Annotated in this window: 11 protein-coding genes; 5 read left to right on the top strand and 6 right to left on the bottom strand. The window is 71.3% G+C overall.

Features of this window, described 5'->3' with window-relative positions:
- Positions 1-408 (top strand): Hsp70 family protein (locus GTY47_RS32290; RefSeq protein ID WP_010045994.1); only part of this gene is annotated, 408 nt, incomplete at its 5' end.
- Here the strand turns inward: GTY47_RS32290 and GTY47_RS32285 are convergent.
- From GTY47_RS32285 to GTY47_RS32275, 3 genes are all read right to left on the bottom strand, one after another.
- Positions 405-887, bottom strand: coding sequence for a molecular chaperone TorD family protein (locus tag GTY47_RS32285; protein WP_010045992.1), 483 nt, complete (start codon positions 885-887; stop codon positions 405-407). The genes GTY47_RS32290 and GTY47_RS32285 overlap by 4 nt on opposite strands.
- A 117-nt stretch (positions 888-1,004) precedes the next feature.
- Positions 1,005-1,868, bottom strand: a complete 864-nt coding sequence (locus tag GTY47_RS32280; protein ID WP_010045990.1) for a helix-turn-helix transcriptional regulator — start codon at positions 1,866-1,868, stop codon at positions 1,005-1,007.
- 115 nt (positions 1,869-1,983) lie between these two features.
- Positions 1,984-2,790: a helix-turn-helix transcriptional regulator gene (locus GTY47_RS32275; RefSeq protein ID WP_010045989.1), complete on the bottom strand. Its 807-nt coding sequence runs from the start codon at positions 2,788-2,790 to the stop codon at positions 1,984-1,986.
- Between the two features lie 127 nt (positions 2,791-2,917).
- Here GTY47_RS32275 and GTY47_RS32270 point away from each other — a divergent pair, with 127 nt between their 5' ends.
- Both GTY47_RS32270 and GTY47_RS32265 read left to right on the top strand, forming a co-directional pair.
- Entirely contained in the window at positions 2,918-3,223 is a 306-nt protein-coding gene (locus GTY47_RS32270; RefSeq protein ID WP_010045986.1) for a 4a-hydroxytetrahydrobiopterin dehydratase, read from the top strand.
- A 4-nt stretch (positions 3,224-3,227) separates the two neighbouring features.
- The gene (locus tag GTY47_RS32265) at positions 3,228-3,968 is read left to right on the top strand and encodes a class I SAM-dependent methyltransferase (RefSeq protein ID WP_010045985.1); all 741 of its coding nucleotides are present in this window, start codon (positions 3,228-3,230) and stop codon (positions 3,966-3,968) included.
- A gap of 6 nt (positions 3,969-3,974) precedes the next feature.
- Here GTY47_RS32265 and GTY47_RS32260 read toward each other — a convergent pair whose 3' ends face one another.
- Positions 3,975-4,433, bottom strand: a complete 459-nt coding sequence (locus GTY47_RS32260; RefSeq protein ID WP_010045984.1) for a hypothetical protein — start codon at positions 4,431-4,433, stop codon at positions 3,975-3,977.
- Positions 4,430-4,909 carry a hypothetical protein gene (locus GTY47_RS32255; RefSeq protein WP_010045982.1) on the bottom strand — a complete coding sequence of 160 codons (480 nt, stop codon included), beginning with the start codon at positions 4,907-4,909 and terminating at the stop codon, positions 4,430-4,432. The genes GTY47_RS32260 and GTY47_RS32255 overlap by 4 nt, the downstream gene beginning before the upstream one ends.
- A gap of 39 nt (positions 4,910-4,948) precedes the next feature.
- On the opposite strand from GTY47_RS32255, the gene GTY47_RS32250 reads away from it, so the two are divergent.
- Together GTY47_RS32250 and GTY47_RS32245 are read left to right on the top strand one after the other, a co-directional pair.
- Positions 4,949-5,917: a YafY family protein gene (locus GTY47_RS32250; RefSeq protein WP_040904062.1), complete on the top strand. Its 969-nt coding sequence runs from the start codon at positions 4,949-4,951 to the stop codon at positions 5,915-5,917.
- Positions 5,918-5,953: 36 nt separating this feature from the next.
- Positions 5,954-7,825 carry a rhamnogalacturonan lyase gene (locus GTY47_RS32245; RefSeq protein WP_010045977.1) on the top strand — a complete coding sequence of 624 codons (1,872 nt, stop codon included), beginning with the start codon at positions 5,954-5,956 and terminating at the stop codon, positions 7,823-7,825.
- Between the two features lie 59 nt (positions 7,826-7,884).
- Here GTY47_RS32245 and GTY47_RS32240 read toward each other — a convergent pair whose 3' ends face one another.
- A complete protein-coding gene (locus GTY47_RS32240; RefSeq protein ID WP_029181599.1) occupies positions 7,885-10,533 on the bottom strand; it encodes a cellulose binding domain-containing protein in 2,649 nt (882 codons plus the stop codon).
- Between the last annotated feature and the right edge of the window lie 69 nt (positions 10,534-10,602).

Below are 10,602 nucleotides of genomic sequence, written 5' to 3'. Positions count from 1 at the left end.
GACATCGACCGCATGATGCGCGAGGCCGAGCAGTACGCGGAGGAGGACCGCAAGCGCCGCGAGGCCGCCGAGACCCGCAACCAGGCCGAGCAACTCGTCTACCAGACCGAGAAGTTCCTCCGCGACAACGGCGACAGGATCCCGGCCGACACGAAGACCGAGGTCGAGTCCGCCGTCACCGAGGTGAAGGGACAACTGGAACAGCAGGCGGACACCGCCGCCCTGCGCGCCGGTGTGGAGAAGCTCGCCTCGGTCAGCCAGAAGATGGGCCAGGCGATGTACGCCCAGGCCCAGCAGACACCCACCGAGGAACCCTCCGGCACCCCACGGGACGAGGAGGGCGTCGTCGACGCGGAGATCGTGGACGAGGAGAAGGAGCGGGGAGACCACAAGGGCGGGGCGGCCTAGCCTCCCTCCGGAGCGACCTGGCTCCCCGGGGGCGGCAGCGTCGCGTACACGGCGTCGACGACGGACGCGTACGGAGTGCCGGAGTCGGCCAGCCCGGAGCGGAGGCGCTCCAGTCCGGCCCGGTGCTCCGTCAGCAGGACGGTGTCGCCGGTACGGGCCGTGAACTCCAGTACCGCGGGCAGGAAGTCGGGCAGCTCCCCGCCGGTGAGCTCCAGGCCGTGGGAGCTGTACAGCTCCTGGAAGCGGGCCGGCGAGATCCCGCGCCAGCGGCTCAGGTAGAGGCTGTGGCCCTCCGCGCTCTCGAAGACCTGGAGGTAGTGGGCGGCCAGCTCCCTCGGCTCGGTGACGGCCGCGTGGTCGGCGAACTCCCGCAGTTGCGGGGCGGCTTCGCGCAGCAGCGGCAGCCGGGCACAGAACTCGTCGCCGGGATACGTCAGGCACAGCGCGGCCGCCTGGTACAGCAGCTCGAAGCCGGGCATCTGACCTCCTTGGCGTGCACTCGTGCCGCGCCCCGTGCTCACGACGCTAGGGGCGGGCGGGGGAACGCACCCGCCGGCGACGCCCGTACGGGTCACGGCCGGCGCGCGAAGCTTCTCTCAGAAGCTCTCGCGGTACTCCCGCAGGAGCCCCCCGGTGCGCTGGGTGGACGCGGCGCCCGCGGTCATGTGGTCGAGGACCTCCAGATGCGCCGAGACCTCCTTGCGGGAGTCGAGGTAGAGCGCGCCGGTCAGGTACTCGGTGAAGACCATGTCGGGCAGCTCCGGCTCGGCGAAGCGGAACAGGGAGAACGGCGCGTACGTGCCCGGGTGCGGGCCGTCCTTGAACTCGGCGATCTGGAGCGTGACGCGATCCCGCTCGGAGTACTCCAGCAGCTTGTCCAGCTGGTCCCGCATCACCTGGCCGTCGACGCTCACCGGCCGCCGCAGCACGGTCTCGTCCATGATCACCCACAGGTGCGGCGGGTTCGGGCGCTCCAGCAGTCGCTGCCGCTCCATGCGCAGCGACACATGCCGCTCCACGGCCTCCGGCCCGGAGTTCCCGATGGTGCCGGCCTGCAGGACCGCACGCGCGTACCCCTCGGTCTGCAACAGCCCGGGCACGAAGTGCGGCTCGTAGGACCGGATGATCCGGGCGGCGCCCTCCAGGCTCACGTACAGGCTGAACCACTCCGGCAGCACGTCGTGGAACCGCTGCCACCAGCCCGGCCGGTTCGCCTCCTCGGCGAGCTCGACGAACGCGGTCACCTCGTCCTCGGGCACGCCGTAGGCCGTCAGCAGGATCTGCACGTACGGGATCTTGAGCGCGACGTCGGCGGTCTCCATCCGCCGGACCGTCGCGGGGGCGACGCGCAGCACCCGGGCGGCCTCGTCACGACTGAGGCCCGCCACCTCGCGCAGCTCCTGAAGCCGCTTGCCCAGGACCACCTGGCCCACGGTGGGTGCGGCCCGCCGTTCACTCACGCCACGCCTCCCCAACGTGCCCAAGCCTGCGATCAGTCTGTCACGTTCCGCCGACCGTCTCACAGGGCCGCGGGCAAGGAGATCGTCGCCCTCGGCACACGGCGCCGGGGATCCGTCAGGGCATGAGCGACTGAAGGTGCTTGACCGTCGCCGGGTCGGCCGGGAGGAGCGTCTCGATGGCCAGCTCGGCGACCGTCACGTCCATCGGTGTGTTGAACGTGGAGATCGAGGAGATGAACGACAGCGTCCGCCCCTCGTGCTCGATCCGCAGGGGCAGCGCGAAATACGGCACCGGTTCCGAAGGCTCCTTTGCCGGATCCGCGTCGGGCACCGCGTACGCCGCCACCTCCTCGTACAGCGCCCGCAGCGGCTCGGAGCGGTGCAGCGCGATCTGCCGCTCCATCTGCTCCAGCAGGTGTCCGCGCCAGGCGCGCAGGTTGCGGATCCGCGGCGCCAGGCCCCGCGGGTGCAGGGCGAGCCGCATCGCGTTGAGCGGCGGTTCGAGCAGGGACTCGCAGACGCCGTCGACCAGCGTCATGATCCCCCGGTTGGCGGCCACGACGTTGTACAGCGCGTCCACCACCAACGCCGGATACGGCTCGTAGCCGCTGATCAGCCGCTCGATTCCCGCGCGCAGCGCGCCCAGCGCCGGGTCGTCCAGCGGCGTCTCGGGGTAGCGCGGGGCGTAACCGGCCGCCAGCAGCAGCGCGTTGCGTTCCCGCATGGGGACGTCCAGATGCTCGGCCAGCCGCAGCACCATCTCCTCGCTGGGCCGGGAGCGGCCCGTCTCGACGAAGCTGATGTGCCGGGCCGAGGAGTCCGCGCGCAGGGCCAGCTCCAGCTGGCTGACCTTCCGCTGCTCCCGCCAGGCCCGCAGCAGCGGACCCACGCCCTGCCCGGTCGTGGACGGATGAGTGGTCATGCCGGGACCGTAGTCGAGAACCGGTCGCGCCGGACAGGCACACCCCTTGACCAGGGCTCGAGGCGTCCCGCTGTGGCAGGCTGGGGAGGGAGAAGAGGACTCCGGTGTCAGGGAAGGAGCGCTGCCCATGCCCGTCGAACCGCTGTCGCAGAAGGAGGTCGAGGACCGGCTGGCCGAGCTGCCGGGCTGGTCGCTCGACGGCGACCGCCTCACCCGCTCCTACCGGCTCGGCTCGCACTTCGCGGCGACGGCGATGGTCGTGCACATCGCCCAGGTCCAGGAGGAGCTCGACCACCACTCCGACCTCACGCTCGGCTACAACACGGTGTCCCTGTCCGTGCACACACACAGCGCGGGCGGCGCCGTCACCGAGAAGGACCTCGAGCTCGCCCGCAGGGTGGAGGACCTGGCCCCCGGGCACGGGGCACACTGACCGGGTGCTCGACTACGACAAGGAAGCGGAGCGGTACGACGCCTCGCGCGGCGGCGAGCCCAGGGCGGCCGCCGCCGCGGCAGCGGTGCTGAGCCTCGTGCCGCCGGACGCGCGCGGCCTGCTCGACGTCGCCTGCGGCACCGGCATCGTGACCCGCCGGCTCGCGGCCGCGCGCGCCGGCATGCGGGTGACCGGCGTGGACCTCGCCCCTGCGATGGCCCGGCAGGCCGCCGCCCGGCTGCCCGGTGCCGTGGTGCTCGCCGACAGCCGCCGGCTGCCCTTCCGGGACGGCGAGTTCGACGCCGTGTGCAGCGTGTGGCTGCTGCACCTGGCCGCCGGTCCCGCCGACGTCCGGACCATCGTCGGCGAGTGCGCGCGCGTGCTGCGGTCCGGCGGCGTCTACGTCACCACGGTCGACAAGGCCGCCTCCCACAACGTGGGCAGCGACATCGATGTCGTCCTGTCCTCCCGGCCGCCCAGCCCGGTCCGGGACGCGGCGGCGGACGTCGAGAGCTACGCCGCCGACCACGGCCTGGTCCCGGCCGGGCAGGCCCGCTTCCGCGGCCACGGTCAGGGCCGCAGCCCGCGCCGCACGGTCGCCGACCTGCGCCGCGGCTGGTTCGTCACCCTGCCGCCGGGCCACCCGCTCGCCGACGGCTTCGCCACCCGTCTGGCGGAACTCCCCGACCAGGACAGACCCCGCCCCGACCCGTTCTTCACGCTCCGGGCGTTCCGCAAGCCGTGAGGGACCTCAAGGCCGGGTGAACTCCATGACCCAGTTGGTCAGCCAGGTCTCCTCCCCGTCCACGGAGAACGCCTGTTCCCAGCGGGCGGTGACCGGGGAGATCCCCGACCAGACGAACCGCACGCGCACGTCCTTGCCGTCGTGGGTGTCATCGCCGTGGAACGCGCCCGTCCCGCCCTCGAAGCGGCCGAAGACCGGCGGGAACAGGGTGCCGCTGCGGCTGGACGCCCAGTTCAGCGACCACTCCGCGCGGACCGGGTCGAACAGCCGCAGCGTCAGCCCCTTCGCGCCCAGGTGCGGCATGTCGATCTCGTCGATGTTGGCGGCCCCGTCGAACAGCGGCCGGCACTCGCTCCGGCCCGGGAACTCCTCCCAGTCGCTGCCGGGGTCGAGGAAGTCGGTGCGGCGGCGGTTCAGGACGTTCCAGGTGCCGTGGAAGAAGTCGAAGTCGTGCGGGCTGCTCATGAGCGGTCTCCTGTGGTTCCCTCGGCCGGACGGTCGGCCAGGTAGGCGTCGAGGTCGGGGACGTCCGGGGTGAGCATGTGCCGTACCCAGGCGTCGCGTTCGTGCAGGATCGGCGGCAGCTCCCAGACGCAGCCGATCCACGGCAGGCCGGGCCTGACGAAGTGGGTGGGGTCGCGGTCCGGGCAGCCGAGGACCGGCTGGCCCGCCGCCGCGCCGCCGAAGTGCAGCACGTTGTCCCACACCCAGCTGTACGCGTTCAGATAGGCGCCGTCGTCGCCGCCCCGGTGCAGCACGACGAACGTCGCCGGCGGGGTACCGTCCGGCTCCGGCAGCAACTCGGGCAGGATCGCGTACGCCGCCGCCTCCACCTCGGGCGCGATGCCCTCCGGGTCGGCCGTGACGTGGTAGCGCTTGATCCACCGGCCGGCCACCTCGACGGGCGGCGGCACGGTCAGAAGTTTCTCCGTGAAGGGCATGGCGGGACGCTAAGGCCGGTCCACTGCCACCATGTGTCAGTGAAGTCCAGCCGACTCGTCTCGATCCTCCTGCTGCTCCAGACCCGCGGCCGGATGACCGCCGCGCAGCTCGCCGAGGAGCTGGAGGTCTCGGTCCGTACCGTCTACCGGGACGTGGAGGCCCTCGGTGCCGCCGGGGTCCCGCTGTACGGCGACGCGGGCCACGCCGGCGGCTACCGCCTGCTCGACGGCTACCGCACACGTCTGACGGGCCTCACCGCCGACGAGGCCGAGGCCCTCTTCCTCGCGGGTGCCCCCGGCCCCGCCGCGCAGCTCGGACTCGGCTCGGTCCTGGCCGCCGCCCAGCTCAAGGTGCGCGCCGCCCTGCCGCCCGGGCTGCGCCCGCACGCCGACCGGATCAGCGGCCGTTTCCACCTGGACGCACCCGGCTGGTACGCGGACGCCGACCACGCCCCTCACCTTCCGGCCGTCGCGGACGCCGTCTGGAACAGCCGCGTGCTGCACGTCCGCTACCGGGGCTGGCGCGAGCCCACCGATGTGGACCGCCGCCTGGAGCCCTACGGGCTGGTGCTGAAGGCGGGCCGCTGGTATGTCGTCGCCGGGCCCGGCCCACGTACCTACCGGGTCGACCAGATCCTCGAACTCGCCAACCGGGACGAGGAGTTCACCCGACCCGAGGGCTTCGACCTGGCCGCGTACTGGGCGGCGCACCAGCGAGACTTCCACGACCGGCTGCACCACGGGGAGGCGGTGGTGCGACTGGCCCCGGGGACGACGCTCTCCGGCCCGGCGGGGGAGGCCGTACGGCGCGGCGGACGTACGGACGACGACGGCTGGACACGCGCCACGGTCCCCATCGAGTCCGTCGACCACGCACACGCCGAGTTCCTGCGCCTGGGCGCGGCCGTCGAGGTGCTGGCCCCGGACGAACTGCGGTCGAGGATCGCCGGGACCGTGGCCGAACTGGCGAGGCGGTACGGCAACTCCGGTGCGTCCGGCGGCGACTGAGAGGCAACCCGCCCGTCCTTTCAGGAGGTCCGTCACGTGAAGCACCCGCACAGGCACCGCAGACGCCACCTGCTGCTCCCCGTCGCCGCCGTCACTGCGGCGCTCCTCGGCGCCGGCCTCACGTTCACCACCGGCGACACTGCCGAGGCCGCCACCGCCCGGCAGGCCGAGGAGCTGGACCGGGGCGTGGTCAGCGTCCACACCGGCAGCGGAAACCTGGTCAGCTGGCGCTGGCTGGGAACCGACCCGAACGACGTGTCGTTCAACGTGTACCGGGCCGGTACGAAGGTCAACGCGACCCCGATCACCGGCTCCACCAACTACTTCCACTCCGGCGCTCCCTCACACGCCGACTACACCGTCCGCGCGGTCGTGAACGGGGTGGAGCAGGGCGACTCGGTGCACGCGATCCAGTTCCGCACCGGCTACAAGGACGTCCCGATCTCTCCGCCCGCGGGTGGCACGGCCCCGGGCAACTCGCCGTACACCTACGAGGCCAACGACGCCAGTGTGGGTGATCTGGACGGTGACGGTGCGCTGGACATCGTGCTGAAGTGGCAGCCGACCAACGCCAAGGACAACTCCCAGTCCGGTTACACCGGCAACACGATCGTCGACGGCATCAAGCTCGACGGCACCCGGCTGTGGCGTATCGACCTGGGCCGCAACATCCGCTCCGGCGCGCACTACACGCAGTTCCAGGTGTACGACTACGACGGTGACGGCAAGGCCGAGGTCGCCATGAAGACCGCCGACGGCACCAGGGACGGCACCGGCGCGGTCATCGGCTCCTCCTCGGCCGACCACCGCAACTCCAGCGGATACGTGCTGTCCGGGCCGGAGTTCCTGACGATGTTCAACGGGCAGACGGGCAAGGCGATGCAGAGCGTCGACTACGTCCCGGGTCGCGGCACCGTCTCCTCCTGGGGTGACAACTACGGCAACCGTGTCGACCGCTTCCTGGCCGGCACGGCCTACCTCGACGGCGCCCGCCCTTCCCTGATCATGGCGCGGGGCTACTACACCCGCACGGTCATCGCGGCCTGGGACTGGCGAGGCGGCCAGTTCACCCGCCGCTGGACCTTCGACACCACCTCCTCCACCAACAGCGGCAAGGGCTACGACGGTCAGGGCAACCACAGTCTGTCCGTCGCGGACGTGGACGCGGACGGCAAGGACGAGATCGTCTACGGCGCGATGACCGTGGACGACAACGGCAACGGGCTGTGGACGACCAGGCTGGGTCACGGAGACGCCGGTCACGTCGGGGACCTCAACCCCTCCCGGGCGGGCCTGGAGTACTTCAAGGTCTCCGAGGACTCGAGCAAGCCCGGCTCGTGGATGGCCGACGCCCGCACCGGTCAGATCCTGTGGCAGACGGCATCCGGCTCCGACAACGGCCGTGGAGTCGCCGCCGACATCTACGCCGGCAGCGCGGGCGCCGAGGCCTGGTCCGCCGCGGACACGACCCTGCGCTCGGCCACCGGCGCATCGCTCGGCCGGGAGCCGTCCAGCGTCAACTTCCTGTCGTGGTGGGACGGCGACCCCGTGCGCGAACTCCTCGACGGCACCCGCATCGACAAGTACGGCACCTCCGGCGACACCCGCCTGCTGACCGGATCCGGGGTCTCCTCCAACAACGGCACGAAATCCACGCCCGTCCTGTCCGGCGACATCCTCGGCGACTGGCGCGAGGAGGTCGTCTGGCGCACCAGCGACAACACCGCCCTGCGCATCTACTCGACCCCGCACGAGACCAGCACGAAGATCACGACCCTGCTCCACGACACGCAGTACCGCACGGCCCTGGCCTGGCAGAACACGGCCTACAACCAGCCCCCGCACCCGAGCTTCTTCATCGGCAACGGGATGCCCACGGCTCCGCGGCCCACCGTCCACACCCCCTGAGACGCCGGTGGGTGCGCGCCCCGAAAGAGCACGCACCCACCGCCCCTCTCAACGCCGGGTCAGGCGACCGTGCAGTTCTGGTCGCCCAGCTTGAACGCGGTCGGTTTCGTGTTCGTCCCCGACGAGTTGGCCGTGAAGCCGAAGCTCACGGACGAGCCCGCCGCCACGGCCGCGTTCCAGCCGACGTTCTTGGCCGTCACCGTCGAACCCGACTGCGTGGCCTCGGCGTTCCACGCCTGGGTCAGCTTCTGGCCGTCGGCGAAGGACCAGCCGATCGACCAGCCGTTCCAGGGGGTGGTGCCGGTGTTGGTGATCTGCACGTCGGCCTGGAAGCCGCCCGACCACTGGCTCGCGACCTTGTACGTCACCTTGCAGGCACCGGCCGGCTCGGGGCCGGGCCCGGGCCCCGTGGTGCCGCCGTCGGAGCTGTCGCCGTAGATGACGCCACGGCCGTTGGTCGACACGTACACCCGGCCGTACACCCTCGGGTCGCCGGTGATGGCCGCACCCGTCCAGCCCCACTGGTGGGCGTCGTCGTTGATGCGCGTCCAGCTCGCGCCCTTGTCCGTGGAGCGGAAGATGCCGCGTACGCCGCCGATCTTCGCGCTGGTGTAGAGCGTCTGGTAGGAGGCGCCGGGGGCCGCCTTGCCGAAGCCGATGGTGTCGGCCTGCTCGACGTTCGACAGCTTCGTGAAGCTCGTGCCGCCGTCCGTCGAGTGCCACAGGCCGTACGCCCCGTCGTTCGCGCCGCCCGCCAGCCACACGTCGCCCTTCCCGCCGGGCAGCGCCTTGAAGCGGACACTGTCACCGCCGGGCAGCCCCGTCGCCGGTGACTCCTTGAACGTGGCCCCGCCGTCCGTGCTCACGTAGAACTTCCCGGACTTGAAGCCGTAGAAGGTCTTCGGGTCGACGCGGTCCGATTCGACGATCGCCCCGGAGGGGATCCCACCGGACGCCTGCCACGACGTGCCGAAGCCCGTCGCGTGGTGCACGCCGGCGCCCTCGGGGCTCCACACGAACCGGCTGCCGTCGGCCGCCGCCGCGACGGTGCCGCCGCCGCTCACGCCCGAGGGGTCGGTCCCCGCGAACCAATTGGCGCCGTTGTCCGTCGAGAACGCGATGTGCGGGCCCGAGTCGAGGTTGCCCACCCGGACGACCGTGTTCGGGTTCGACTCGGCGAAGTCCAGACTCGTGGTGGTCGTGAAGTTCGGCTGCGTGAACATCATCGACGGCACCTTGCCCAGGTCCGTGTGCCGGAAGCCGCCGACGTCACCGAGCGCGCTGAGCAGCGGGGCCCCGGACGGGGAAGAGGCGAGGTCGTTGACCGCCGTCTCCTCCAGCCCCTGCACCATCGGCCTGACGGCGAACTTCCCGCCGCTGTCCCAGTTCGTGAGGTTCTCGGTGCCGTAGATCGTCGCGCCCGTCCCGTACATCATGCGGTTGGAGTTGAACGGGTCGATCTCCAGGGCCTCCGTCATCCACCCCAGCTTCGGAGTCTGCTCCGGCGGCTGCGGGTTCGCGCCCCAGGACAGCCACGGCGAGGACGAGACGTCCATGGTGTAGCGGTTCTCGCGGTTGGGGTACGACGTGTAGTCCCACGCCTTGGTCCAGGTCGCACCGCTGTCCGTGGAGCGGAAGATCTGCGTGTCCGGCCACCAGGCGCTGTACGCGGTCGCCATCACCGTGCTCGGCTTCTGCCGGTCCACCGTCAGCCCGCTGAAGCCGTAGAACGTGTCGGCCTCCGCCACCGGGCTGATGTCCGTCCAGGTACCGGTCCCGGTCGCGTACCGCCACAGCTGCCCCTTGCCGCCGTCGTACGGGCCGCCCTTGTCGCTGTAGGCGAGGTACAGGTAGCCGTTCTTCGCGTCCAGGACGCCCTTGTGGGCGAGATGGCCGGTGGGCTGCCCGGCCAGCCGCTGCCAGGTCGCGCCCGCGTCCGTCGAGCGGTACACCGCGTTGTCCTTGTCGGCGACCCCGACGTAGATCGTCTTCGTGGCGCTGCCCGACGCGCCCGTGGACTCGTCGAAGGTGACCCAGACGATGCCCTGGTTGTCGGACGCGTACCCGGACGTGTCACTCGGATCCTGCACGTAGTCGCCGACGTTCGGGAAGTTCGTCACCTGCGACCAGGTGGCCCCCGAGTCCGTCGACCGCCACAGTCCCTTGCCGCTGGGCGCGCCCAGGTACAGCACGCTGTTGCGGTTCGGGTCGACGGCCAGCCGCTCGCCCATGCCCCGGCCCGGCATGTTGCCGCCCAGCTTGAACGGCAGGTTCGCCTTCTGCCAGCTCGCCCCCCGGTTGGAGGAGCGCATGACCGCGCCGTTCTTCGGATCCCAGCTGTTGGTGTACGTACCGACCGCCGCGTACACCTTGTCGGGATCGACGGAGTCGGAGGCTATGCTGACGACCCCGGTGTGCCCCCAGTCGTCCCACCCGACGGAGTCCAGCAGCGGCGTCCAGGTCTTCGACGCCTCCTGCCAGCGGTAGGCACCGCCGATGTCGGTACGGGCGTACGCGAGGTTCTTCTCGGTCCGGTTGAAGACGATGCCCGGAACGAATCCACCGCCGTCGATCCGGGCGTTCTTCCAGGAGTAGGTGTCGGCAGCGATCTTCACCGACGGCGGATCAGCGGCCAGGGCGCCGGGCGCACCGGACAACAACCCGGCCGCCAACGCGAGCACGGCGGTGAGAACACGGGTTCTTCGCACGGTGGGGTTCCTTCCGTGGGAGGGGGAACGTGCGAGAGCCGGGCAGCCCCCAGTGCGGGTGGGGACCGC

It is taken from the genome of Streptomyces sp. SID5464 (genome assembly GCF_009862985.1).
GTDB lineage: Bacteria > Actinomycetota > Actinomycetes > Streptomycetales > Streptomycetaceae > Streptomyces > Streptomyces chartreusis_D.
This window is presented reverse-complemented; position numbering and strand designations above follow the sequence as displayed.

What these genes read in the sequence shown, in the direction of transcription:
- GTY47_RS32255 (WP_010045982.1), bottom strand. Translation starts at nt 4,909, where the DNA reads ATGCCCTTCACGGAGAAACTTCTGACCGTGCCGCCGCCCGTCGAGGTG.
- GTY47_RS32275 (WP_010045989.1), bottom strand. Translation starts at nt 2,790, where the DNA reads ATGACCACTCATCCGTCCACGACCGGGCAGGGCGTGGGTCCGCTGCTG.
- GTY47_RS32270 (WP_010045986.1), top strand. Translation starts at nt 2,918, where the DNA reads ATGCCCGTCGAACCGCTGTCGCAGAAGGAGGTCGAGGACCGGCTGGCC.
- GTY47_RS32285 (WP_010045992.1), bottom strand. Translation starts at nt 887, where the DNA reads ATGCCCGGCTTCGAGCTGCTGTACCAGGCGGCCGCGCTGTGCCTGACG.
- GTY47_RS32260 (WP_010045984.1), bottom strand. Translation starts at nt 4,433, where the DNA reads ATGAGCAGCCCGCACGACTTCGACTTCTTCCACGGCACCTGGAACGTC.